Source organism: Mesorhizobium subarcticum, from assembly GCF_055456085.1.
On record NZ_CM144237.1, the window covers coordinates 1,729,930 to 1,753,062 of the forward strand.

Sequence of the window (23,133 nt, forward strand, 5' to 3'; positions counted from 1 at the left end):
GCCTATCCCTAGTCCCTCGCCAGCACGAAATCGTGCTCAACCTCCCAGAACGGGCCGGCGAATTCGAGGCCCTTGGCGCGTGCCGGATCCTCGATCCGCTTGAATTTGGCGAGCAGGCTCTCCTTCACGCCGAACACCGCGTCCGAATTGATGTAGGGATCGTCGGGATCGAAGATGTGGGTGGTCAGCGTCTCGAAGCCGTCAGCCTTGAGGATGTAGTGCAGATGCGCCGGGCGGTAGGGGTGGCGGCCGAGCGCATGAAGTAGTTTGCCCACCGTGCCGTCATCCGGGATCGGATAGAATTTCGGCTTTACCGCGCGGAACCAGTAGCGGCCGTCGGCGCCGGTGCGGAAGACGCCGCGCAGGTTGAAATCGGGCTGGATGCCCTTCTGCTGGACATCGTAGAAACCTTCATCGTTGGCCTGCCAGACGTCGAGCACTGCACCTGCGATCGGCTGTCCCTCGGTGTCGAGGATGCGGCCATGGATGAACATGTCCTCGCCCTTCTGGTCGAGGCAGATGTTGGCGCCCATCGGCAGTTCCGGCGCGTCGGCGAGATGGAAGGGACCGAGCACCGTCGATTCCGAAGCGCCCGACGGCTTGCGGTTGTTGATGGCGTCGACCAGCATCGAAACGCCGAGCACATCGGACAACAGAATGAATTCCTGCCGCCATTCGGTGGAGAGTTGGCCGGTCCTAGTCAGGAACAGAATGGCCTCGAACCATTCGTCCTGCGTTGGCTCGATCTCCTTGACCGCCTCATGCAGTTTGCGGGTGATGATCTCCATCACCGCCTTCAGCCGGTCATCCCTGGCATTCTTGTTGCGGCCGGTGACGACCTCGACAGAGTTCGCCTCGGTGAAGAAGCCTTTTTCGTGCGCTTCCATGTCTCTCACCTGTCCAGGATTGACGTCAGGGCTTTGCGCAGATCCGCCGCGGGATTGCCGCTGATCGCGTCCTTGCGCCAGCCGACATGCTGGTCGGGCCGCACCAGCAGAACGCCGCTGTCGCGGATTTCGCGGGCGCGCGCCCAGTCGCCGGAAAAATCCTGCCAGGGCTGGCGCGGGCCGATGAGATGGCCTGATATGTCGATGCCCAGTTCCTTGCCAACCGCCTTCGCAGCGTCCAGCCAAACCTGGCCGCCAATGCCGGTCAGTACGGTGAACTTGCCGTGACCAGTCAGGTCCAACGTGGAAACCTTGTCGCCCCGATCCGAATGTACCCAGACATGCGGCACTCGTGCGCCGGGCCAGGATGTCGGCTGATAGTGTAGCTCGGCGTCCTTGGCGAAAGCCGGTTCCTTCTGGCCGTCGGTGACGATGGCATTCGATTTGTAGCGTTGGTTCATCTCGACGCCGTGCGCGTCGAATTCATAGACTTTTGAGGCGATGGTCTCGCGGATTTTCGCGCGCTGCGCCTCGGCCGCCGGCGTGTCGTCGCAGCGCGCATCCATGTTCGACTGCATCTTCACCGGGTCGATGGAATCGAGCAGGCCAAGCGCCTTGAAGATCGGGCCGAACTCCTCGATCGACTTGTTGGCGCGAGAGACGATCTGCTTGGCCACCGGCGCGCGTTCCTGCGAATAGCTGTCGAGCAGTTTTGGGCCGGCCTTGCCCTTGATGACATAAGCGAGCTTCCAGGCGAGATTGAAACCGTCCTGGATCGAGGTGTTGGAGCCCAAGCCGTTCGATGGCGGGTGGCGATGGATGGCGTCACCCATGCAGAAGACGCGGCCCTTGGAGGTCTGCGTGGCGTACATGTTGTTGACGGTCCAGGTCGACACCGACTGGATCTCGATCTCCAGTTCGGGATCGCCGACCAGGTCACGCGCGACCTTCCTGGCGAAGGCGTCGTCGACCTTGGGCGCCGGCTGGTTGATGTCATAGCCCCAGACGATCAGCCATTCGTTCCATGGCCTGATCATGCGCACCAGGCCCATGCCGATGCCGCCGACATCGGCGCCCGGCTGCACCACCCAGTAGAGCACCGAGGGACGGTGGGCGACGTATTTCGAAAGGTCGGCCTTGAACAGGATGTTCATCGAGCCGCCGACGCCCATCTTGCCTTCGAAAGGCAGGCCGGCATGTTCGGCGACCAGCGAATTGCCGCCATCGGCACCGACCAGATACTTTGAGCGGATGGTGATGTCCTTGCCGGTCAGCCGGTCGCGGCAGGTCGTGGTGACGCCATCGGCATCCTGGACGTGGGAAAGGTACTCCATCGACATGCGCGATTGCGTGCCGCGCGAACAGGCGGTCTTGAACAGCAACGGTTCCATGAAGGTCTGTGGCAAATCGTTCATGTGCGATGGCGAGGATAAGAGATGCTCAGCACGGCTGAGCGGATGCTTGCCCCAGCTGCGCATGCGGCCGATCTCCTCGCCGGCAAGCGAGGTGCAGAACACGTTCTCGCCCATCAAATCCTGCTCGGTGGCGTGCATGTAGGCTTCCGCCTCGACATCCCTGCCGAGGTCGCGCAGCACCTCCATGGTGCGCTGGTTGGTGATGTGGGCGCGCGGCGTCGCGGCCAGCCAGCGATAGCGGTTGATGACCATGTTCTCGACGCCATAGGTCGAAAGCAGCGCCGCGGTCGCCGACCCGGCCGGCCCGGTTCCAATGGTCAGCACGTCGGTGGTGATGTCAGCCATGCGGCCCTCCCTTTTTGGTCAATGGTACAGGTCCACCGGTCAGCCGGCGGCGGACCGGGAAAAGCTGGATGCCGGTGCGCTCGGCGAACAGGCCCCACAGGCCGCGCGGCGCAAACAGCATGATGATAATGCCGATCAGTCCGAGGATCAGCAGATACCAGGAGCCGTAGTCGGCGAGCAGGTTTTGCAGAAGATAGAAGACGATGACGCCGACGATCGGGCCCTCGATCGTGCCGATGCCGCCGATGACGACGATGAAGATGACATAGGCGGTCCAGTCGACGACGGAGAAGGCGGCGTCGGGCGAGATGCGGGCCTTCTGCACGTAGATCAGCGCGCCGGCCAGTCCGGTGCCGAAGGCCGCTGAGAGATAGACCAGCGTCTTCATGCGGCGCGCATCGACGCCGACAGAGCGCGCCGCTTCCTGGTTGTCGCGCACGGCGGCCAGCCCCAACCCCTGCTTCGAACGCAGCAGGCGGTAGACGAGGCCGATCGTGGCAATGGCGAGCAGCAGCGCCAGCCAATAGGTCAGGATGTCGCCGGCGCCTGACGATTTGACGCCGAACATTTCGCCGACCAGCTTCAGCGCCGGCATGTCGCGGGTCGCTTCGCGCGGCAGCGATGTGCCGGTGCCGCCACCCAGCATCTTCCACTGCGCCAGCGCCAGCCGCACCACTTCGGCGATGACCCAACTGCCGATGGCGAAGTAGGCACCCTGCAAGCGAAACAGGAAGAAGGCGGTCGGGATGGCGAGCAAGGCGCTGGCGATGCCGGCCAGCAAGATGGCGACCAGTGGGTCGAGCCCGGCGAGGATGACAAGGGCGAACATGGCGTAGGCGCCGAAGCCGACAAAGGCCTGCTGTCCAACCGAGACCAGCCCGGCATAGCCGGCGAGCAGGTTCCAGTTCTGCGCCAGCACCAGCATGGTCAGGATGAAGAACAGGTCCTGCAGCACGCTGCGCGAGGCGAACAGCGGTGCGGCAAAGGCGAGCAGGATGATCAGCGCGGCGACGATGGCTGATATCGCTGACGCTTTGGTCTGCGTTTCGACTTTCCAGGGTGTCAGCGTGGTGTCGGTCATGCGCTCAATCCACCGCACGCGGGAACAGGCCACGCGGCCGGACCAGCAGCACGACGAGGAAAGCCAGATGCCCGGCGAGAATCTGCCATTCCGGGTTGATCGCGGCGCCAAAGGTCTGGGCGATGCCGATGACAATGCCGCCGGCGAGCGTGCCCCACAGCGAGCCGAGGCCGCCGATGATGACCGCCTCGAAGGCATAGATCAGCCGCGCCGGTCCGATGGTCGGATCGAAATTGGCGCGCGTGCCGAGATAGAGGGCGGCGATCGTCACCACCACCATGGCAATGCCGGTGGCGGTTGCGAAGATGCGCTTCGGCTGGATGCCCATCAACCCGGCGGTGACCGGGTCGTCCGAGGTGGCACGAAAGGCGCGGCCGAGCGACGTGCGATAGAAAAGCTGGTTGAGCCCGATGATCACGGCGATCGCGGAGGCCAGGGTCAGCAGCGGCATGACGCCGACATTGATCGGCCCCAGCGCGACGGATGCGGAGTCCAGCCCACCGACCGGGATGCGGCGGCTGTCGGCGGAAAAGCCTTCGAGCAGTCCGTTCTGGATGACAATCGACAGGCCGAAGGTGACCAGCAGCGGCGGCAATATGTCTGTGCCCAATGTCCGGTTGAGCAGGAAGAACTGCAGCGCCCAGCCGATCGCGAACATCACAGGCATCGCCACCAGCGCCGCCAAGAACGGATTGAGGCCAAGGGCCGAGACCAGCACCAGGATCAGGAAGGCGGCGAGCACGATCAAGTCGCCATGCGCCAGATTGACCAGCCGCATGATGCCGAAGACGAGGCTCAAGCCTGCCGCGAACAAAGCGTAGAGCCCGCCGAGCAGGATGCCCTGGATGATGGTGTCGAGCCACGCCATGTCAGGCCACCCCAAAATACGCGGCGTGAATGGCCTCACGCGTCAGTGCAGCCGGCGTGCCGGACAGAGTGATGCGGCCTTCCATCATGCAGTAGACACGGTCCGAAACCTTCAGCGCCTGGCCGATGTCCTGCTCGACCACGACGATCGAAGCGCCGGCTTCGCGGATGCGCGGGAAGGCGGCATAGATATCCTTGATGACGACCGGCGCCAGACCAAGGCTGATCTCGTCGCACAGAAGCACGCGCGGGTTGGACATCAGCGCGCGGCCGATCGCCACCATCTGCTGCTGGCCGCCGGACAGAGCGGTGCCGGGATTGGCGCGTCTCTCCTTGAGGATCGGGAACAGTTCGTAGACGGTGTCCAGGCTCCAGTGTCCTTCGACCGCGCGGCCGTAGCGGCCAATGAGAAGGTTCTCTTCGACGCTGAGCGAGGGAAACAGTTTTCGTCCCTCCGGCACCATGGCGATGCCGCGCGCCACGATGTCGGGCGCGGGCAGGGCACCGATCTTCTCGCCGTCGAACAGGACCGCGTCCGGTTGGTTCACCAATATGCCTGAAATCGAGCGCATCAGCGTCGTTTTGCCGGCACCGTTGGCGCCGATGATCGCAATCGTCTCGCCCTGGTCCAGCGCGATGTCGACGCCGAACAGCGCCTGGAAATCGCCGTAGCGCGCAATGAGGTCTCTGGTCTCGAGCAGCGCCATCAGACCTCGATCCCAAGATAGATTTCGCGGACCTCGCGCGATGCCATCACGATGTCGGGCACGCCCATGCCGATGATCTTGCCGAAATTGAGCACCAGCAGCCGCTCGACCACCGAGTTCAGCGCATGCAGCACATGCTCGATCCAGATGATCGACATGCCGCCTTTGTGGATGCCTCTGATCGTGTCGACCAGCAGGCCGCATTCGCCTTCGGTCAGGCCGCCGGCGATTTCGTCCAGCAGCAGCAGCCTTGGTTCGGTCGCCAGGGCACGGGCAAGTTCCAGCCGCTTGCGTTGCAAGAGGCTCAAGCCGCCGGCCGGATGGTTGGCGCGATCGATCAGGCCGGTCTCGACCAGAATTTCGGCGCAACGTTCGCTGACCTCGGATTCGGTCTTTCTTGCCCCGAAGGCGCCGGCGACCAGCAGGTTCTCGAACACGGTCAGTTTTTCGAAGGGCTGCGGGATCTGGAACGAGCGGCCGACGCCGGCAAAGCAACGCTGCATCGGCGGCAGTCTTGTCACGTCGCGGCCATCGAAGGTGATGGCGCCGGCATCGGCCGATATGTTGCCGGTGATCAGATTGAACAGCGTCGACTTGCCGGCGCCGTTCGGGCCGATGATGCCCAACGCCTCGCCCTCGCCAAGCTCGAACGAAACCGCGTCGGCGACGGTCAGGGCGCCGAAGCGTTTCGAGACATTGGCGAGGGCCAGGATGGGCATGGCTAGCCTCTCTTCTCCCAGTTCACGGGAAGAAGGTGCAGGCAGGAAAGGTGCGAGGCGCCGCTCATCCGATGGCTTCCATCTTGCCGCCGGTCGGGATGTTGGGCGCGGTCTTGTTGTCGGTGATGACGAGATCGTAGCCGCCGCCGTCCTTGAGCCGCCACTGGCCGCCGACCAGCGGCGTCTTGGCGATGTTCTTGGCGGCGAAGGGCGGCAGCTTGGCGCCATCCCAGGCAATCGGCCCGACCAGGGTGTCGAGCTTGGTTGCGGCGATCGCCGCCGCCACCTTGTCGCCGTCGCCGGCTTCGCCCGCCCGCTTCATGACATCGACGGCGATCTCGAACAGCGCATGGACGAAGCCGATCGGTTGCGTCCACTGCCGTCCGGTGGCCTTGGTGAATCCTTGTGCCACCTGCGCCGAGCTTTCGCCGGTCAGCGACGATTTGAACGGGTGGTTCGGCGTCCACCAGACTTCCGACGACAGATTGTGGCCGGACTTGCCGAGCGCCTCGACCGATTGCGGGAACAGCAGCGCCTTGCCGATCGACGCCACCTTGGGGGTGAAACCCTGCTGCTTGGCCTGGTTCCAGAAGGTGGTGAAATCGGGCGGGATCATCACGCCGGTGATGATTTCGCAGGACGCGCCCTTGAAGGCGTTGATCTGCGCCGAGAAATCATCGGTCAGGTTCTGGTAGCGGCCGGTGTCGGTCAGCCCGTAGCCGCCCTTGGCCAATACCGGCGGGAAGCCGACCGTGCCGTCGCCCCAGGCATTGCCGTCGCCGTCATTGGGGAACAGGCCGCCAACCTTCTTGTTGGTCTCGACCTGTGCCCACATGTTGGTGAAGACGGCAATGACGTCTTCCAGCCCCCAGAAGAAATGGTAGGAATAGTTGAACGGCTTCCACGAGGAGGGGTCGCCGGGATTGCCTTGCTGGCCGATGAACCAGGGCTGCCAGGGCGCCACGGTCGACAGGCAGGGCACCTCTTCCGCCTCGCAGGTGGTTGCGACCGGGTTGGTGGTCTCCGGCGTCGAGGCGACAAGCATCAGATTGACCTTGTCGGTGACGATCAGCTCCTTGGCGACTTCCGCCGCCCGGTTCGGATTGGACTGGCTGTCCTTGACGACCACCTCATAGTTCAGGCCGGCGGCCTTGGTGGCGGCGAGAAACCCGTCGATGATGAATTTGTCGGCCTCGGCGAAGGCGGCCAGCGGGCCGGATTGCGGGCTGACATAGCCGAGCTTGATCGGCGCATTCTGGGCGATTGCCGGCATGGCCAGCCCCGACGTGCCGGCAAGCAAGCCGGTGGCTGCCGTATTCCGGATGAATTCGCGTCTGGTAATCATTGTTGTTCCTCCCTGTGTTGCCGTCAGTTCTGTGGTCGTCTTCCCTCCCACGCGTCCTGCAACAGGGCGCGGATTGCGGCGCGGTCGAAAGGCCGCGGATTCCAGTATGGATTCTTCGTCGCGATCTCGGCGGCGCGGTCGAGATCTGCCTGCTTGAGGCCGAGTTCCCTGAGTGTCAGTGGCGCGCCGACGGATCCGGCGAAATCGTGGAGACCGCCGCCGGCGCTGCCGCCAAAGATGTCGGCAACAGGCTTGAGCAGTTCGGGCACGGCGACGGCGTTGAAGCCGATCGTGTGCGGCAGCATCACCGCATGGGTCTCTGCATGCGGCATGTCGAAGGAGCCGCCCAGCGTGTGGCAGATCTTGTGATGCAGCGCCATGCCGACGGTGCCGAGCACGGTGCCGCACAGCCAAGCGCCGTAGAGCGCATCACCGCGCGCCTCGAGATTCCTTGGCTCCTTGATCAGGACGGGAAGCGCCTGCTTCAGGGCGCGCAGCCCTTCGATCGCCATCAGCGTCGAGACAGGGTTGCGGTCCTGCGCATAAAGCGCCTCGGCCGCATGCGCCATGGCGTTGAGGCCTGAGGTGACGCTCATCGCGATGGGCAGGCCGATGGTCAGTTCGGGGTCGTAAATCACCACTTCCGGCAGGATTTTTGCATCGCGCACGGTGGTCTTCACGCCGTTCTCGGTCTGGCCGAGGATCGGTGTCACTTCCGAGCCGGCATAGGTGGTCGGGATGACGATCTGCGGCAGGTCGGTGCGATACGCGATCGCTTTGCCGAGACCGGTGGTGGACCCGCCGCCGAGCGAGACGACGCAGTCGGCGCTGACTTCTTTTGCCGTGTTCATGGCGGCTTCGGTCACATCGACCGGCGTGTGCATGGCGGCGCCCGAAAAGGTGCCGGCCGCCAGCGGCCCAAGCCGCTTCGCCAGCGCTTCACCATCGACTATCTGATGCGGCGTCGACAGCACCAGCGCACGCTTGCAGCCGAGTTTCTCGACCCATGAGCCGACCTCCGACGAGGCGCCATTGCCGAAGACGATGTGGGCAGGGCTGCCGGAATAGGTGAACTGCCTCGTCATGCCGCCCGGCTCCCCTTGCGCGCCATTGCCATGACGAAACTGAAATCGAGCGACCAGCTGTTGCCGGAACGTTTGAAATCGCCGACCAGTTCGGGCTTGACCCCGAACAATGCGTCCTCGCCGAGACGCGGATCGTCGCGCTCGAACACTTGCGTCGTCAGGGTCTCGAAATTGTCGGCGCGGATGAGGAAATGCAGATGCGCCGGCCGGCTGAGTGGGTAGTTTAGCCGGCCAAGCATCTGGCCGACCGGGCCGTCATCCGGCACACCATACCCGGCCGGCTTCACCGTGCGGTAGTGGAAACGGCCATCGCTGTCGGTGGTGAAGACGCCACGCAGGTTGAATTCTGGCTGCAGATCGGGTTGCTGGTTCTCATAGAATCCTTGAGCGTTGGCTTGCCAGGTCTCGACCGTCGCACCCGCTACAGGCATGCCGTCGAGGTCGACCACGCGACCTGTCACGGTCAGCGGCGCGCCAACGCCATCGAGAGAAATGTCGGCGCCGAGCGGCAGCCGTGGTGCGTCGGTACGATAGAATGGGCCGCGCCCGGTGTTGGGGGTGGCGCCGTTCGGGCGGCGGGAATTGATGTCCTCGACCAGCGCGGTGACGCCGAGGAGATCGGACAGCAAAACCCATTCCTGCCGCTTGTCGTCGCTGGCATGGCCGATTTCGGTGAGGAAAGCGATTGCATGCCGCCAGTCCGTCGCTGTCGGACGTGTCTCCCGGACGATCTGGTGGAGATGGTCGACAACAGTCGCCAGGAAGCGCGGCAACGGTCCGACCTTGGCCTTCAAAAGACGTTGGGCGACCAGCTCGGCGGAGTTGGCCTCGTTGAACGACGGTATGCCTGGATCTGACATGCTCCTCCCCGGTTCCATCTCACCAAGGGACAATACTGGAGGCCGGATACAAAGATGATGATTTCTAGCCGATTTAATATACCATATTGGTATGAAACTTGATGAGCGGCATTTGATCCAGCTGGCAGCTGTCGTGCAGGCAGGCGGTGTCACTGAGGGCGCCGCGCTTGTCGGCCTGTCACAGCCGGCGGTTTCGCGCACATTGTCGATGCTGGAGAAGCGGCTGGGCGAGCCGCTGTTTCTGAAGGGCCGCCGGCCTTTGCAGCCGACACCGCTCGGCCGGGCGCTCGCCGATCATGGCCAGGTGATGCTGGCGGCATCACGCAAGGCTTCCGACATCGTCGACAATTTCAGCCAGGGCCGCTCCGGCGTGGTGCGGGTCGGCGGCACGCCGTTCTTCATGGACGCACTGATCTCCGGCATGATCGCCGATTTCCAGAACGCCTATCCGGATGTGCGTATCGACCAGAGCTATGGCTATCTGCCGGATCTGCGCGCGGCCATCAATGCCGATCGCATCGACCTCGCCGTCTGTCCGATCGATATCCTGGAAGAGGGGTCAGGCATGGAGTTCCGCGAAATCCTGCCTGGCCGCAATGTCGTCGCTTGCCGGTCGACACATCCGTTGTTGCTGCGGCGCAAGCTAAAAACCGGCGACCTGCTCGATTATCCCTGGATCGCGCCGCCGCCTGGCAGCCCGCTGCTGGAGGATTTGCGCAGCCTGCTTCTGTCGCTCGGCGCCACGGAGATAAAAATTCGTTATTCCGGCGGCTCGCTGACCAGCGCCATCAACTACATGAAGGAAACCGACGCGCTCACCGTGCTGCCACACAGTGTGGTCTTTGCCTTTCGCCGGGACAAGGCGATCACGGCGCTGCCACTGGCGATCCCGCATCCCGAGCGGGCATTGGGTCTGCTCAGGCTCGCCGACACACCGCGGGCGCCAGCGGTCGACGCCTTCGCCAAGCACATCCGCCAGGGTTTCGACAACCTCAAACACCTGATCAAGCGGCACGAGCAAGCCGTGGTCTGGGGCGCGTAGTCTAGGCAGCCGTCTCTACCTTCAACCACTGGGCGAAAGTCGTCATCGCCTGCGAGTTCTGGCGCCTGCGCCTTGCCGACAGCCAGTAGCGGCCGACTTCGACCATGCTGCTGAAGGGCTGCACCAGCTGGCCGGAACCAAGCTCGCGGCTGAACATCGACACCGGCAGCAGCGCCACGCCTGCACCCTGGACAGCGGCGTTGGCCATGGTGACGGAAGAATCGAAGACGATGCCCTTGATCGGCGGGCAATGGCGCCCGGCCGCCTCGAACCAGCGCAGCCATTCGTCTTCCCGGTAGGAGCAGAGCAGCGTTTCGCGCCCGAGATCCAAGGGGTCACGCAGACGCGCGGCGATGTCGGGCGCGCAGGCGGGCGAGAAGGCGCCGGACAGCAGAGGCGTGTTGTCTGTCCCCGGCCAGGAGCCGTCGCCGAAGCGGATGGCGAAGTCGAGTCCATCGGCGGCAAGGTTGACCCGGTTGTTGTTGGTCGAGATGCGCAATTCGATGTCCGGATAGGCCCGGTGGAACAGCGGCAATCGTGGGATCAGCCAACCCGAGGCGAAGGTGCCGACGACACCGACGGTGACGATGTCGTGGAAGCGGCCGCCTTCGAAGCGGTCGAGCGTCACGCCGATCCTGTTGAAGGCATCGCTCAGTACGGGCAGCAGTGCCTCGCCCTCTTCGCTCAAGGCCAGCCCGTGCGGCAGCCGGCGAAACAGCCGGACGCCAAGCACCTCTTCAAGGCCCTTGACCTGATGGCTGACGGCGGCCTGGGTGACGCGCAGCTCGAGGCCGGCGCCGGTGAAGGAGAGATGCCGCGCCGAAGCCTCGAAGGCGCGCAAGCCATTCAGCGGGAGGTGCGATCGCTTCATGGGTCCAGCCCTAGTTTTTCTTATGACGGAGGCGACGTTTACTCGTTTGCGGCGGCATAGGATTGGGTCCAGTCCTGCGGCGCGGGGCAAGAGAGAGTGTGGACATGACAAGCAGACGCAGTTTCATTGGTGGTCTCGCGGTGGTTTTGACGGCCCCCATCACGTTGAGCGCGATGGCGAGGACGGCAACAAGCCCGACAAAATTTGATGGGCTGACGCCGAAAATAAGGCGGCTTGAGGCGAAAAGCGGCGGCCGGCTTGGCGTTGCCTGCCGGATCGCCGGAACGACGGCGCAATTCGGCTATCGCGAGAATGAGCTGTTTCCGATGTGCAGCACCTTCAAGACACTTGCCGCGGCACTCATCCTGCACCGCGTCGAAGGCGGCATCGAACAGCTCGACCGCAGCATCAAGGTTCCGCATAACGCCGTTGTTGCGAGTTCGCCAACGACCAAGAACCACGCCGGCGGCGAGATGACGGTGGCGCAGCTTTGCGAGGCTGCGGTAACCGTCAGCGACAATGGGGCCGCCAATCTGCTGCTGGCGTCCTTTGGCGGACCGGCGCAACTGACCGCCTATCTGCGCTCGATCGGCGACAAGGTGACCAGGCTCGACCGCATCGAGCCTGACCTGAACGAATCCGTGCCGGGCGATTCCCGCGATACGACCTCGCCGTTGGCCATGATCGACGACTATGAGCGCCTCGCTCTCAGCGACAGCCTCTCGCAAAAGGGCCGGGCGCAGCTTGTCGAATGGCTGGTGGCCAACAAGACCGGCGACGACCGTATCCGGGCAGGACTGCCGAAAGGCTGGAAATGCGGCGACAAGACCGGCACGGGTGACCGTGGCAGCACCAATGACGCGGCCGTCATCTGGCCGGCGTCGGGCAATCCGATTCTGATGTCGGTCTATCTGACGGGCACAAAACAGAGCCTCGCCAAGCGCAATGCGGTGATAGCCTCGGTCTCACGGGCTTTGGTCGAAGCGATCGAGGCGTAAGTCGTATCGGCGCGGAGTTTGTCGCGTCATCGTCGAGGACGCGACTGCTCCCGGGGAGCCCGATCAGCCGCTCGGGACGCTCTCCAGACGGCGCTCCGGTTCGCGGGAATTGGCGATAAAGCTGCGCCAGCCGCCATGGATCGAGATGTCCGCTGCCGCCAACAGGCCGGCTGTCTCGGCCAGGAAGCCTTTTGCCGACGTGCCGTCGTCGAGTTCAATCGTGCCAATGCCGAGCGGAGCCGGGATGGCGGCGACGAAGCGTCCGAAGGCGTCCGGGTCAAGCCGCCAGACCTCGACATCTATCTGCGTGCCGTTGCCGGCGACGCGCACGAGCCCAGGCTTGGGCACGGTTTGCCCGGCAAGTGCATAGAGCCGATAGGCAGGCGTTGTCTTCGCGTTCCTCGAGAACCGGGCTCCGAGCTCCCGCAATTGGCCATTGAGCGGCATGCCCGAAAGATGCGCGCCGACAACCACCAGATCGATCATATCGTCTGCCGCGCATTCGCCGAGCGGCGGGCTACCCGACTGCGCCCAGCCGGTCGCGCCAAGCGGCAGGCCACACGCGGCATGGATGTCACGGGCTAGCGCGGCCGTAAGCCAATCCTTGCCCGCCATGGCCAGCAACGTCACGCTCATCGGCAAGCCGTCGTCGCGCTTGCCGGTCGGCACGGCGATCCCGCACATGTCGAGCAGATTGACGAAATTGGTGTAGGTGCCAAGCCGGCTGTTGGTGGTGATCGGGTCGGCGAGCACCGCCTCCAGGGCGTAATGTGTCGGCGCGGTCGGTACGCAGAACAGGTCGACCGAAGCGATGACCGGCGAGAGCTTTGCCTTGTAGGCCTGCAGTGCATAGAGGCCCTTGAAAGCGTCGGCCGCCGACAGGCCGCGCGCACCACCGATGATTTTGCTCGTCACCGGATGCATGGCCGCCTCGTTGGCGTCCATGAAGTCGCGGATCGCGGCGTAGCGTTCAGCCACCCAGGCGCCCTCGTAGAGGAGGTTGGCGGTGGCGTAGAAATCGCCGAACGGGATTTCGACCAGCCGGCAGCCGAGTTTTTCCAGCAAGCCAAGAGCCGCCTCGAAGCCGGCCTGCATCGAGGCGTCGCCGAAGAATTTGAGATCTGCCTTGGCCGGCACGCCGACGCTCAGCACCGGCGGACGTGCGGCAAGCGCCGGCACCTTGACCGCGCGAGAATAGGCGTCGGCCGTGTCCTTGGCCGCCGCGACACCGAACACCGCATAGGCGTCGTCGACGGTCAGCGCGAACACCGAGATGCAGTCGAGCGTGCGGCAGGCCGGCACGACGCCGGCGGCCGACAGCGCGCCGACGGTCGGTTTCAGCCCGACGATGTTGTTGAGGCCAGCGGGGATGCGGCCGGAGCCCGCAGTATCGGTGCCCAGCGAGAAGGAGACGATGCCGCGCGCCGTTGCCACCGCCGACCCCGAGGAGGAGCCGCCCGGCACCAGGCTGGCATCGACAGCGTTCCTGGGAATCGGGTACGGCGTGCGCACGCCGACAAGGCCGGTGGCGAACTGGTCGAGATTGGTCTTGCCCACCACCAGCGCGCCGGCCGACTTCAGCCGGGCCACTACGGTGGCGTCCGCATCGGGCGTATAAGCATATTCGCCACAGGCCGCCGTTGTCGGCATGCCGGCGACGTCGATGTTGTCCTTGACCGCGAACGGAACGCCCCACAACGGCTTGGCCACCGGATCGAACGGTCCCAGTTGTTGCGCCTGCTCCAGCATCTGCGCCTTGCCGGCGAGATGAATGAAGATGCCGGGATCGTCGGCCGCCACGATGCGCTCATGCACGGCATCGATCATGGCGGCGACAGTGACACCGCTGGCATAGGCCGCGTGCAAACTGCCGATGTCGAAGCGGATATCGCTCATGTGGCCTCTCCCAGAATGATCACCGGCAGGTCCCATTGGATCAGCACGACGCAGCCGTCCTTCGTCCACACCGAATGCTCGGTCCCGACCGGGTTCAGGATGACGCTACCGGAGGGATAATCGCCATTCTCGTCGCTCTGCGTGCCCTCGAGCACGACGATGGTTTCCAGCCCGACATGGCGATGGCGCGGCACGGCCGCGCTGGGTTGGTAATTCAGGATCGCCACCGACGGCTCGACCGGTCCGCCCTTCAACAGCCAGTGCACCGTGATGCCCTCGCGAAAAGGCTCGAACGCCAGATCGCGCCAGCCGCCACCAATAAGGCCGGCAAAACTCAGATTAGCCATGGGCAAGTCCCTGCAGCACCTGGTCGGTCGTCGCCGTCCAGCCGACAATGGCGCCCTGCGCGCGGATCATGGCGATGGCCGCTGCCTTGAACTCCGGGAAATAGCTTTCCGTCGCGTCTTCGGCGAGCAGACATTCATAGCCGCGATCATTGGCCTCGCGCATCGTCGTCTGCACGCAGACCTCAGTGGTGACGCCGGCAAAGACCAGTTGCTGTGCGCCGAGCCGCTTGAGCTCATCACCAAAGCTCGTTGCATAGAAGGCACCCTTGCCGGGCTTCTCGATGACGATCTCGCCCGGCAGGGGCGCCAGCTCGTCGAGGATCGCCGTGCCCGGCTCACCGACGATCAGTACCCGGCCCATCGGCCCGACATCGCCGATGCGGATCGATGGATTGCCGCGATTGCGCTTGGCCGGCGGCAGGTCGGAGAGATCAGCGCGGTGGCACTCCATGGTGTGGATCACCGGCAGGCCGGCGGCGCGGAAACCCTCGATCAATTTCTTCACCGTCGGCACGATGGCCGTAATCCGGCTGACATTATTGCCGAGACTGGCACCAAAACCGCCGGGCTCGGCAAAGTCGCGCTGCATGTCGATGACGACCAGCGCCATCGTGTCCGGCTTGAACGCAAAGGCGAATGGTTGCGCATCGATTTCGGCCATCAGTGATGCCCCGCCATGTGCTCGCCTATGGTCTGCACGCTCGCCCCGGCGATCGGCGTCTCGTAGACCAGCGCGCCGTCCGACATGACGAAGATGCGGTCCGACAGTTCCAGCAGCTCGTCGAGGTCTTCCGACATCAAAAGCACGGCCGCCCCGGCATTGCGCGCCTTCATGATGCGGGCGCGGATTTCGGCCACCGCCGAGAAATCGAGGCCGAAGCAGGGATTGGAGACGATCAGCAGATCGACCTCGCCGGTCAGCTCGCGTGCCAGCACCGCGCGCTGCACATTGCCGCCCGACAGCGAGGCGATGGGCGAGGACAGCGAGGCGGTCTTGACCTTGAATTGCTCGACCAGCCTGGCGCTGAACGCCCGGATGGCACTGGTGCTGATCCAGCTCACCGGTCTGCCGTTGCCGTCGATGTCAAAGGTGCGGAAAGAGATGTTCTCGGCCACCGTCATTTTCGGCGCGCAGGCATTCTTCAGCGGCTCCTCAGGAATGAGCCGCACATTGAGCGCGCGCGCCTCGGCTCGCGTCGCGGCGTAGGCGGAACCACGCACCAGCACTTCGCCGCCGTCGCGCGGCCGCTGTCCGGCCAGAACTTCGAGGAATTCCTTCTGGCCGTTGCCGGAAATGCCGGCGATACCGACGATCTCGCCCGAACGCACGCCGAGATCCTCGATGCGGATCGACTTCAGCCCGGTGCGGTCCGGCGCCTTCAGGGATTTTACCTTCAGCACGATCTCGGCGTCGGCCTTGGGCGCCGCACGGCTGTCGAGGGCGGCGATCGGCTGGTCGCCGATCATCATCGCCGCCATCGCCTTGTGGTCGAGATCGGCGACTCGGCCAGTTCCGGTGAGCTTGCCCTTGCGCAAAACGCTGACATCGTCGGCGAAGGCCGTGACCTCATGGAACTTGTGCGAGATCATCAACACGGTCAGGTCGCCGGCCTTGGTCATGTCGCGCACCAGCCCCAGCACCTCCTGCGCCTCGCCGGGCGTGAGGACCGAGGTCGGTTCATCCAGCACCAGGAAGGAGCGGCCGAGATAGAGTTGCTTGATGATTTCGAGCTTCTGCTTCTCACCGGCGGCGAGTTCCGCGACCTTGACATCGAGCGGCAGCTTGAACGGCATGCGCTCCATGAACACGCCGAGATCTCCACGCTCCTTGTGCCAGTCGATGATGCCGGGAACCTTCTCGCGCGAGATGACGAGGTTCTCGGCACCCGTCAGAGAGGGGACCAGGGTAAAGTGTTGGTAGACCATGCCGAGCCCAAGCGCCGAGGCGTCGCGCGGACTGGCGATCGCCACCTCGCGGCCATCGACCAGCATGTCGCCTGAGGTCGGGTGATAAAAACCCATCATGCATTTGACCAGCGTCGACTTGCCGGCGCCGTTCTCGCCGAGCAGCGCGTGGAACGAGCCCGCCGGCACTTTGACCGACACGGCGTCCAGCGCTGTGAAGCCGCCGAAGCGCATGGTCATGCCGATGGTTTCGACGCCGACGGCTTTCCTGTCACTCATCGCGGCCTCCTCACGGCAGCTGCGCGACGAGCGCCTTCGAATTCGACACCGTGCCGAAGACGCCTCCCTGCATCTTGATCATCTTGATCGCCGCCAGATGGTTGCCGTAATCGGTGGCCCCGCAGCAATCCTCCAGCATCATGCATTCATAGCCGCGGTCATTGGCCTCGCGCATGGTGGTGTGGACGCAGACATCGGTGGTGATGCCGGTCAGCACGATATTCTGTATGCCGCGCTGGTTGAGGATCAGCTCCAGATCGGTGGCGCAGAACGAGCCTTTGCCGGGCTTGTCGATAATCGGCTCGCCCTCGATCGGGTAGAGGTCGGGGATGATGTCCCATCCCGGCTCGCCGCGCACCAGGATGCGCCCGCACGGACCGGGATCACCGATGCCGGCATTGATACGGCGCGAGCGCCAGCGTTTGTTGGCCGGCAGGTCGGCAAGATCGGGCCGATGCCCCTCGCGCGTGTGGATGATGGTGTAGCCCTTGGCCCGCATGGCTGTGAGCACCGATTTGATCGGTTCGATCGGCGCCCGCACCAGCGAGAGGTCGTAGCCCATATGATCCACATAACCGCCCGGTCCGCAGAAATCGGTCTGCATGTCGATGATGATCAGCGCCGTATTGTCGGGCCGCAAATCGCCATTGTAGGGCCACGGATAAGGCTCGGCGTCGATCGTGTGCTGGGTGAATTCGGCTCTGGCGTTCACGGGCAAAACTCCAGTCATTTGGTGATCGACAATTCGCCCGGCGCGCCGGCAAGCGAGCGTGTCGGCGACGAGGTGGCGATCATGATGATGAGGGTGAGGATGTAGGGCGCTGCGTAGAACAGATAGTAGCCTTGCGTGACGCCGACCGATTGCAGCGCCGGCCCAAGCGCGCCTGCTCCGCCAAACAGAAGGGCGGCGGCAAAGCATCCCAGCGGGTTCCAGCGCGCGAAAATGACCAGCGCCACCGCCATCAGGCCCTGGCCCGACGAGATGCGCTCGGTCCAGCTGCCGGGATAGTAGAGCGACAGATAGGCGCCGCCGATGCCGGCCAGCGCGCCGCCGACGCCGGTGGCGAGCAGCCGCACCGTATCGGGGTTGAGGCCCATGGCGCGCGCCGCGTCCGAACTGTCGCCGACGACGCGCACGATCAGCCCGGCGCGCGTGTTGCGGAAGGCCCACCACAGGATGACCGAAAGCACGGCGCCGATCAGGAACAGCACGTTGACATCGAGTGCCGCCTGCACCTGCGGGATATCGGACCAGCCGCCGAATGGGATGGCCGGCAGATTGGGCGCCTTTGGCTTGATGAACGGCTTGCCGAAGAAGAAGGCAAGGCCCGAGCCGAACAGCATCAGCGCGATGCCGATGGCGATGTCGTTGACCCCACGGAATTTGCAGATCCAGCCATGGAACAGGCCGAAGCACAGGCCGGCGAAGGCCGCGGCGAGCAGGCCGAGCCAGGGCGAGTTGCTCATTACCGCCACTCCATAGGCGGTCATGGCGCCGAAGACGAGCGTGCCTTCGAGCCCCAGATTGATGCGGCCGGACCGCTCGGTGATCGCTTCACCCAGCGAGACGAAGATGAAGGGCGTCGACACGCGGATGGCGCCGCCCAGTATCGCCAGCGGCACGCCCCAGAGGCCAATCTCTGTCGCATCCATCAGGCAGTCCCCCGCACGAGATCGGGCCGCTTCCACAGATCGGGATTGAAGGCCTTGAAGCGGCCGTAAAAGGTTTCGCTGAACAGGATGACGATGAAGATCATGCCCTGCAGCACCAGCACGGTGGCGTCGGGCAGGTCCAGGCGGCGCTGGATCAGTCCGCCCGAGGCATCGATGCCGCCAAGCAGGATGGCGACCGGGATGATGGCCAGCGGGTTGTGGCGGGCCAGGAAGGCGACGAGGATGCCGGTGTAACCATAGCCGGCGGCGAGCGAGGCATTGGCGCTGCCTTGCACGGCAGCGACCTCCAGCATGCCGGCCAGCCCGGCAAAGCCGCCGGCCAGCGCAGTGAAGCCGACGATGAGTGGCCCGACAGCCAGCCCCTGCACCTGTGCCGCCCGCACATTGCCGCCGGCGATGCGCGCGGCGAAACCCCAGCGGGTCTTTTCGATGAGCACCCAGGAGAGGATGCAAGCGACGACGCCGACGACCAGCCCCCAATGCACGTCCATGCCCGGAATGTTGCCGATGCGGTAGATGTCCGCCAGCGGCTGCGTCGACGGCTTGTTAAGCGAGGCCGGGTCACGCAGCGGCCCTTCCACCAGCTGGTTCATCAGCGCGATTGCGATGTAGGCCATCAGCAGGCTGGAAATGGTTTCGTTGACGGCCCGGTAGTGGCGCAGCGCGCCGACGGCACCGATCCAGATGCCGCCGGCGGCCATGCCCGCCACGCCCATGGCAAGAATGACGATTGGGGAAGGCGCGCCGCTCAGCGCCACGCCGATGGCCGCGGCGCCGACGCCGCCGAGCACGATGGCGCCCTCGCCGCCGATGACGACGAGCCCAAGTCGCGCCGGCAGCGCCACGCACAGCGCCGCCAGTAGCAGCGGTGCGGCCCGCGACAGCGAGTTCTGCACCGAGAACCATGAGCCGAAGCCACCCCGCCACATGGTTTCGTAAAGCAGGATAGGCGACTTGCCGACAGCCAAGATGAACAGGCTGAACAGCGCCATGCCGACGACAAGTGCTGCGAGCGGAATGACGAAGGCCTCCGCCCGCCGCGCGATCCATTCCAGCGCCGCCGGATAGAACCTTGCGCCGAATAGTGCCGGCATGCCGGCTCCTGTCACCGTATCCGTCATCGCTCGGTTCCCCTCAGATCACGCGGTCGAGCCGACGACGCCCTCGACCAGATAGTCCATGCTCTCGAGTTCGATGGCGGTTTCGACGAACGCCTGGCCCGCGGTGGCGACGACGACGCCCTTGTTGCTCTTCAACGGTCCCTTGATGACGGCGAAGCCGCCTTTCATCATCTCGACCAATGTTGCGTCGAACTGCTTGCGCGCCGGCTCGCCGACAGCGGGGCCAAGCGGGCTCATCTTGACGAAGCCATCGGCAAGGCCGCCACGCGTGAAGTTCGGCAGCGGCGTGCCAGCCGTCAGATCGTCGACGAACATCTTGTAGACCTTGGCCCAGTTAAACTCGGCGCCGGTGAGATATTTTTCCGGCGCCAGCGGGCTCTGGTTGGCGTGATAGCCGCAGACGAAAGCGCCGCGCCCGGCGGCCGTCTCGACCACCACTTTCGGGCTGTCGACATGGCAGGTGATGACGTCGGCGCCCTGGTCGACCAGCGCGTTGGTGGCTTCTGCTTCCTTGACCGCCAGCGACCATTCGCCGGTGAAGATGACCTGGCAAGTGATGGTCGGATCGACCGAGCGCGCGCCGAGCAGGAAGGAGTTTATGTTCAGCAAAACCTGCGGAATCGGTTTGGCGGCGACGAAGCCGAGCTTCTTGGTCTTCGAGGTGTGGCCGGCGACGACGCCGTTGAGATACTGGCCCATGCCGATATAGCCGAAATAGGAGCCGGCATTCATCGGATGCTTGGCCTTGTCCCACATGCCGCCGCAATGGCGGAACTGGACGTCGGGAAACTTTTTGCACATGGCCAGCATGTGGGGGTCGAAATAGCCGAACGAGGTCGGGAAGATCAGCGAGGCGCCGTCCAGATTGATCATCGATTCCATCGTCTTCTGGACATCGACCGTTTCCGGTACATTCTCCTCTTCGACGACGGTAATGCCTTCGATGCCTTTCAACGTCGCCGCGCCCTCGGCATGCGCCTGGTTATAACCGTAATCGTCCTTCGGGCCGACATAGATGAAGCCGACGGTCGCCGTGGCGGCAAAGGCCCGTGAAAGCGGAAAGGACGCCGAAGCCAGGCCGAGCGCCGCCCCAACGGCTGACGTCTTGAGCAACTGGCGGCGGCTAAGCATGAAACGGTCGGTCATGTTAATGCTCCTTTTTAAAGGCCCCTCAGGAAGCCGGTTAACGCCTCGATAAGAAAGTGTATGCAATCACCGTGCCAATTTAAAAACTTGATTTTATGTTGTGAAAACAGTGGATCAAGCCTTTTGCAGTGCACAAGCCAAAGGCAATTGCATACACTTTTTGCCTCGAAAATAGCCAATTTGACATACAGATTAAAACATAGGCATAGAGGGTACCAACTGAGTCGTGGTGCTTGTGCGGCGGCTTGATTTCATGGCGCAGGATGTCAAAGGCAGGGAGGCAGTCGTGTCGGGAAAACGCAGCTTGATCCGGTCGGGCACGACCGTCGATCAGATGGTGCGGGCGATCGGCGACCGCATCGTCACCGGCGTGCTGCGGCCCGGCGAAAAGCTCGATGAAGCGTCGCTTGCCGCCCGCTTCGAGGTGTCACGCACGCCGGTGCGTGAGGCGCTCGGGCAGCTTAGCGCCATGGGCCTTGTCGAAAGGCGGCCGAACCGAGGTGCCATCGTTGCCGTGGTGACGCAGGAGCATCTCGCCTCTATGTTCGAAAGCATGGCCGAACTGGAAGGGATTTGCGCGCGCTTCTGCGCAGAACGCATGACAGGTGGCGAGCGCCGTGCACTGGAGGTCGAACATCAGGCCTCGGCCCGTCTCGTGCGGCTCGGCGCGGAGGAAGACTATGAATATTTCAACACCGAGTTCCACACCCGGCTCTATCGCGGCGCCCACAGCACCCACATCTACGAACTGACGGTGATGACGCGCAGCCGGTTGGCGCCCTTCCGCCGCGCGCAATTCAGGCTTTCCGGTCGTCTGGCCAAGTCCTGGCAGGAGCACGACGCCATTGTCACCGCGATCCTGCGCGGGGACGGTGCTGCCGCGGGTATCGCTGCAAAGGACCATGTCTCCATCGTCAGCGAGGCCAGCGCCGTGTTTGCCGCGGTCGACCCCGCAAGTCCCAAGGCAGGCTTGGTCGAACTGCCTACATAAAGGGGCTCCGGCAACATCTCACACGTGCTTGCGGCCGCCGGTTTCGCGGAACCAGCTGTCGGGATAGGGATACCACCATTCCTGAATTGCCGGTCTGTGGTCGATGATCACCATCTTCGAGCGGCGGAAGGCGTCCAACCCCTGCCGGCCGAGCTCGCGGCCGAGGCCCGAGGCCTTCCAGCCACCGAATGGCAAGGCGTCATTGTCGATGAGGGGATTGTTGACCCAGACCATGCCGGCCTCGAGCCGCTCCGCCGCCTCATGCGCTTCGGCGAGATCTGATGTGAAGACGGAAGCGCCGAGCCCGAACGGGCTGTCATTGGCAAGCCGGATCGCCTCGTCGAAATCCTTCACCCGGCAGATCGCGGCGACCGGCCCAAAGCACTCTTCGCGCACAATCGCCATGTCTGGGGTGACGCTGGTCAGGATCGTCGGTTCGTAGAACCAGCCGGTGTTGTGCGCCGGCGGAATGCGGCCGCCGGTCACTGCCTTGGCGCCATGGGCAATGGCATCGTCAACCAGCCGCATGACTTTGGCCCGAGCGCTTTCGCTGACCAGCGGGCCGATCTCGGTCTTGTCCATGCCGTTGCCGATGCGCAGCGCCAGCGTCCTTTCGGCGAACAGTTCGACGAAACGATCATGAACCGCATCGACGACGAAGAAGCGCTCGGCCGAGGTGCAGACCTGGCCGGTGAGGTGGAAGGCGGCGGTGACGCTGCCGGCCGCGGCGATTTCGAGCGGGGCGTGCTCACTGATGATCAGCGGATCGCTGCCGCCGGCCTCGATGACGCAAGGTTTCATGCGTTCGGCGCAGGCGACAGCCACAGCCTTGCCAGCGGCGACCGAGCCGGTAAAGGCGATGGCATGGGTGCGGTCGGACGCGATCAGCGCCTGCGCTGTTGCAGCGTCCCCGGGAAGGCAGGAGACCAGGCCCTCTGGCAGAGCGCGGAACACGGGCATGTAGTCCAGCGTCGACAGCGTCGTCGCCTCGGCCGGCTTGATGATGCAGGCGTTGCCGGCGGCAAGCGAGGCGGCCACGGTCCAGCACATCAGCAGGATCGGGAAGTTGTAGGGCATGATGTGCACGGAGACGCCATAGGGCTCGTAGCGCGCATACTGGAACGAACCGGCCTGCGTCGTGCCGGCGATCTTGCCGGCATCATCGCGCGCCATCTCGGCATAGTAGCGGAAGATCGGCGCGCAATTGGCGATCTCGCCGATTGCTTCCGGGTAGGGCTTGCCCATCTCGCGCACCATCAGCTCGGCGCAGCGGGTGAAGTCCGCCGTCTCGATGGCGTTGGCGACGGCGTGCAGGTGTTTTGCCCGGCTCTTGGCGTCGAGCTTTTTCCAGGCCGCCTGCGCCCTTGTGGCGGCGGTCAGCACGGCGTCGATCTCGCCGTCGCTGGCGGACGCGATCGCACCGACGGTTTCCAGCGTCGCCGGATCGATCACCGGTTTTGTCGTGCCGGCCATCGAGCGGTAATCGGGATTGACGAAGAAAGTCGGCCGGTCGGGCGAGAAATGCATTTTCGTCCTCCTTGAAGACTGATCG

The 23,133-nt window shown here is 64.2% G+C and carries 22 protein-coding genes; 3 read left to right on the forward strand and 19 right to left on the reverse strand.

The window, feature by feature from the left end; genetic code table 11:
- Window positions 1-8 precede the first annotated feature (8 nt).
- The 9 genes from ACZYHG_RS08365 to ACZYHG_RS08405 all read right to left on the reverse strand — a co-directional run bounded on the left by ACZYHG_RS08365 (window position 9) and on the right by ACZYHG_RS08405 (window position 9,311).
- On the reverse strand, window positions 9-887 hold the full coding sequence (locus ACZYHG_RS08365) for an intradiol ring-cleavage dioxygenase (protein WP_464613379.1): 879 nt from the start codon (window positions 885-887) through the stop codon (window positions 9-11).
- A 5-nt stretch (window positions 888-892) separates the two neighbouring features.
- The gene (locus ACZYHG_RS08370) at window positions 893-2,647 is read right to left on the reverse strand and encodes an FAD-dependent oxidoreductase (RefSeq protein WP_464613380.1); all 1,755 of its coding nucleotides are present in this window, start codon (window positions 2,645-2,647) and stop codon (window positions 893-895) included.
- Window positions 2,640-3,728: a branched-chain amino acid ABC transporter permease gene (locus ACZYHG_RS08375; protein ID WP_464613381.1), complete on the reverse strand. Its 1,089-nt coding sequence runs from the start codon at window positions 3,726-3,728 to the stop codon at window positions 2,640-2,642. The genes ACZYHG_RS08370 and ACZYHG_RS08375 overlap by 8 nt, the downstream gene beginning before the upstream one ends.
- A 4-nt stretch (window positions 3,729-3,732) precedes the next feature.
- Window positions 3,733-4,596, reverse strand: a complete 864-nt coding sequence (locus tag ACZYHG_RS08380) for a branched-chain amino acid ABC transporter permease (protein ID WP_464613382.1) — start codon at window positions 4,594-4,596, stop codon at window positions 3,733-3,735.
- A gap of 1 nt (window position 4,597) precedes the next feature.
- Window positions 4,598-5,302, reverse strand: a complete 705-nt coding sequence (locus ACZYHG_RS08385; RefSeq protein WP_464613383.1) for an ABC transporter ATP-binding protein — start codon at window positions 5,300-5,302, stop codon at window positions 4,598-4,600.
- A complete protein-coding gene (locus ACZYHG_RS08390) occupies window positions 5,302-6,021 on the reverse strand; it encodes an ABC transporter ATP-binding protein (protein ID WP_464613384.1) in 720 nt (239 codons plus the stop codon). Before ACZYHG_RS08390 ends, ACZYHG_RS08385 begins: the two co-directional genes overlap by 1 nt.
- Window positions 6,022-6,085: 64 nt before the next feature.
- Window positions 6,086-7,366, reverse strand: a complete 1,281-nt coding sequence (locus ACZYHG_RS08395) for an ABC transporter substrate-binding protein (protein WP_464613385.1) — start codon at window positions 7,364-7,366, stop codon at window positions 6,086-6,088.
- Between the two features lie 23 nt (window positions 7,367-7,389).
- Window positions 7,390-8,451, reverse strand: a complete 1,062-nt coding sequence (locus tag ACZYHG_RS08400; protein WP_464613386.1) for a maleylacetate reductase — start codon at window positions 8,449-8,451, stop codon at window positions 7,390-7,392.
- Entirely contained in the window at window positions 8,448-9,311 is an 864-nt protein-coding gene (locus ACZYHG_RS08405; RefSeq protein ID WP_464613387.1) for a dioxygenase family protein, read from the reverse strand. The genes ACZYHG_RS08400 and ACZYHG_RS08405 overlap by 4 nt, the downstream gene beginning before the upstream one ends.
- Before the next feature lie 91 nt (window positions 9,312-9,402).
- On the opposite strand from ACZYHG_RS08405, the gene ACZYHG_RS08410 reads away from it, so the two are divergent.
- Window positions 9,403-10,353 carry a LysR family transcriptional regulator gene (locus tag ACZYHG_RS08410; RefSeq protein WP_464613388.1) on the forward strand — a complete coding sequence of 317 codons (951 nt, stop codon included), beginning with the start codon at window positions 9,403-9,405 and terminating at the stop codon, window positions 10,351-10,353.
- Between the two features lies 1 nt (window position 10,354).
- Here ACZYHG_RS08410 and ACZYHG_RS08415 read toward each other — a convergent pair whose 3' ends face one another.
- The gene (locus tag ACZYHG_RS08415; RefSeq protein WP_464613389.1) at window positions 10,355-11,224 is read right to left on the reverse strand and encodes a LysR family transcriptional regulator; all 870 of its coding nucleotides are present in this window, start codon (window positions 11,222-11,224) and stop codon (window positions 10,355-10,357) included.
- A 104-nt stretch (window positions 11,225-11,328) separates the two neighbouring features.
- Here ACZYHG_RS08415 and bla point away from each other — a divergent pair, with 104 nt between their 5' ends.
- On the forward strand, window positions 11,329-12,222 hold the full coding sequence (bla, locus tag ACZYHG_RS08420; protein ID WP_464613390.1) for a class A beta-lactamase: 894 nt from the start codon (window positions 11,329-11,331) through the stop codon (window positions 12,220-12,222).
- Between the two features lie 63 nt (window positions 12,223-12,285).
- Here bla and atzF read toward each other — a convergent pair whose 3' ends face one another.
- From atzF to ACZYHG_RS08460, 8 genes are read right to left on the reverse strand one after another with little or no spacing between them, the layout of a single operon-like run.
- On the reverse strand, window positions 12,286-14,118 hold the full coding sequence (atzF, locus tag ACZYHG_RS08425; RefSeq protein WP_464613391.1) for an allophanate hydrolase: 1,833 nt from the start codon (window positions 14,116-14,118) through the stop codon (window positions 12,286-12,288).
- Window positions 14,115-14,465 carry a cupin domain-containing protein gene (locus ACZYHG_RS08430; RefSeq protein ID WP_464613392.1) on the reverse strand — a complete coding sequence of 117 codons (351 nt, stop codon included), beginning with the start codon at window positions 14,463-14,465 and terminating at the stop codon, window positions 14,115-14,117. Before ACZYHG_RS08430 ends, atzF begins: the two co-directional genes overlap by 4 nt.
- The gene (locus ACZYHG_RS08435; RefSeq protein WP_464613393.1) at window positions 14,458-15,126 is read right to left on the reverse strand and encodes a cysteine hydrolase family protein; all 669 of its coding nucleotides are present in this window, start codon (window positions 15,124-15,126) and stop codon (window positions 14,458-14,460) included. Before ACZYHG_RS08435 ends, ACZYHG_RS08430 begins: the two co-directional genes overlap by 8 nt.
- Window positions 15,126-16,649, reverse strand: a complete 1,524-nt coding sequence (locus ACZYHG_RS08440; protein ID WP_464613394.1) for an ABC transporter ATP-binding protein — start codon at window positions 16,647-16,649, stop codon at window positions 15,126-15,128. Before ACZYHG_RS08440 ends, ACZYHG_RS08435 begins: the two co-directional genes overlap by 1 nt.
- Before the next feature lie 10 nt (window positions 16,650-16,659).
- Window positions 16,660-17,361: a biuret amidohydrolase gene (biuH, locus tag ACZYHG_RS08445; RefSeq protein ID WP_464613395.1), complete on the reverse strand. Its 702-nt coding sequence runs from the start codon at window positions 17,359-17,361 to the stop codon at window positions 16,660-16,662.
- Window positions 17,362-17,375: 14 nt separating this feature from the next.
- Window positions 17,376-18,302 carry an ABC transporter permease gene (locus ACZYHG_RS08450; protein ID WP_464613396.1) on the reverse strand — a complete coding sequence of 309 codons (927 nt, stop codon included), beginning with the start codon at window positions 18,300-18,302 and terminating at the stop codon, window positions 17,376-17,378.
- A complete protein-coding gene (locus tag ACZYHG_RS08455) occupies window positions 18,302-19,417 on the reverse strand; it encodes an ABC transporter permease (RefSeq protein ID WP_464614646.1) in 1,116 nt (371 codons plus the stop codon). Before ACZYHG_RS08455 ends, ACZYHG_RS08450 begins: the two co-directional genes overlap by 1 nt.
- Window positions 19,418-19,462: 45 nt before the next feature.
- The gene (locus ACZYHG_RS08460) at window positions 19,463-20,590 is read right to left on the reverse strand and encodes a BMP family ABC transporter substrate-binding protein (protein WP_464613397.1); all 1,128 of its coding nucleotides are present in this window, start codon (window positions 20,588-20,590) and stop codon (window positions 19,463-19,465) included.
- Window positions 20,591-20,924: 334 nt separating this feature from the next.
- Here ACZYHG_RS08460 and ACZYHG_RS08465 point away from each other — a divergent pair, with 334 nt between their 5' ends.
- Window positions 20,925-21,581, forward strand: coding sequence for a GntR family transcriptional regulator (locus tag ACZYHG_RS08465; RefSeq protein ID WP_464614647.1), 657 nt, complete (start codon window positions 20,925-20,927; stop codon window positions 21,579-21,581).
- An 18-nt stretch (window positions 21,582-21,599) separates the two neighbouring features.
- Here the strand turns inward: ACZYHG_RS08465 and ACZYHG_RS08470 are convergent, their stop codons facing one another.
- Complete coding sequence (locus ACZYHG_RS08470) at window positions 21,600-23,108, reverse strand: aldehyde dehydrogenase family protein (protein ID WP_464613398.1); 1,509 nt, start codon at window positions 23,106-23,108, stop codon at window positions 21,600-21,602.
- Between the last annotated feature and the right edge of the window lie 25 nt (window positions 23,109-23,133).

Bases quoted from the DNA above. Each gene is read 5' to 3' on its own strand.
- ACZYHG_RS08365 (WP_464613379.1), bottom strand. From the start codon at position 887: ATGGAAGCGCACGAAAAAGGCTTCTTCACCGAGGCGAACTCTGTCGAG.
- ACZYHG_RS08370 (WP_464613380.1), bottom strand. From the start codon at position 2,647: ATGGCTGACATCACCACCGACGTGCTGACCATTGGAACCGGGCCGGCC.
- ACZYHG_RS08375 (WP_464613381.1), bottom strand. From the start codon at position 3,728: ATGACCGACACCACGCTGACACCCTGGAAAGTCGAAACGCAGACCAAA.
- ACZYHG_RS08380 (WP_464613382.1), bottom strand. From the start codon at position 4,596: ATGGCGTGGCTCGACACCATCATCCAGGGCATCCTGCTCGGCGGGCTC.
- ACZYHG_RS08385 (WP_464613383.1), bottom strand. From the start codon at position 5,302: ATGGCGCTGCTCGAGACCAGAGACCTCATTGCGCGCTACGGCGATTTC.
- ACZYHG_RS08390 (WP_464613384.1), bottom strand. From the start codon at position 6,021: ATGCCCATCCTGGCCCTCGCCAATGTCTCGAAACGCTTCGGCGCCCTG.
- ACZYHG_RS08395 (WP_464613385.1), bottom strand. From the start codon at position 7,366: ATGATTACCAGACGCGAATTCATCCGGAATACGGCAGCCACCGGCTTG.
- ACZYHG_RS08400 (WP_464613386.1), bottom strand. From the start codon at position 8,451: ATGACGAGGCAGTTCACCTATTCCGGCAGCCCTGCCCACATCGTCTTC.
- ACZYHG_RS08405 (WP_464613387.1), bottom strand. From the start codon at position 9,311: ATGTCAGATCCAGGCATACCGTCGTTCAACGAGGCCAACTCCGCCGAG.
- ACZYHG_RS08410 (WP_464613388.1), top strand. From the start codon at position 9,403: ATGAAACTTGATGAGCGGCATTTGATCCAGCTGGCAGCTGTCGTGCAG.
- ACZYHG_RS08415 (WP_464613389.1), bottom strand. From the start codon at position 11,224: ATGAAGCGATCGCACCTCCCGCTGAATGGCTTGCGCGCCTTCGAGGCT.
- bla (WP_464613390.1), top strand. From the start codon at position 11,329: ATGACAAGCAGACGCAGTTTCATTGGTGGTCTCGCGGTGGTTTTGACG.
- atzF (WP_464613391.1), bottom strand. From the start codon at position 14,118: ATGAGCGATATCCGCTTCGACATCGGCAGTTTGCACGCGGCCTATGCC.
- ACZYHG_RS08430 (WP_464613392.1), bottom strand. From the start codon at position 14,465: ATGGCTAATCTGAGTTTTGCCGGCCTTATTGGTGGCGGCTGGCGCGAT.
- ACZYHG_RS08435 (WP_464613393.1), bottom strand. From the start codon at position 15,126: ATGGCCGAAATCGATGCGCAACCATTCGCCTTTGCGTTCAAGCCGGAC.
- ACZYHG_RS08440 (WP_464613394.1), bottom strand. From the start codon at position 16,649: ATGAGTGACAGGAAAGCCGTCGGCGTCGAAACCATCGGCATGACCATG.
- ACZYHG_RS08450 (WP_464613396.1), bottom strand. From the start codon at position 18,302: ATGGATGCGACAGAGATTGGCCTCTGGGGCGTGCCGCTGGCGATACTG.
- ACZYHG_RS08455 (WP_464614646.1), bottom strand. From the start codon at position 19,417: ATGCCGGCACTATTCGGCGCAAGGTTCTATCCGGCGGCGCTGGAATGG.
- ACZYHG_RS08460 (WP_464613397.1), bottom strand. From the start codon at position 20,590: ATGACCGACCGTTTCATGCTTAGCCGCCGCCAGTTGCTCAAGACGTCA.
- ACZYHG_RS08465 (WP_464614647.1), top strand. From the start codon at position 20,925: ATGGTGCGGGCGATCGGCGACCGCATCGTCACCGGCGTGCTGCGGCCC.
- ACZYHG_RS08470 (WP_464613398.1), bottom strand. From the start codon at position 23,108: ATGCATTTCTCGCCCGACCGGCCGACTTTCTTCGTCAATCCCGATTAC.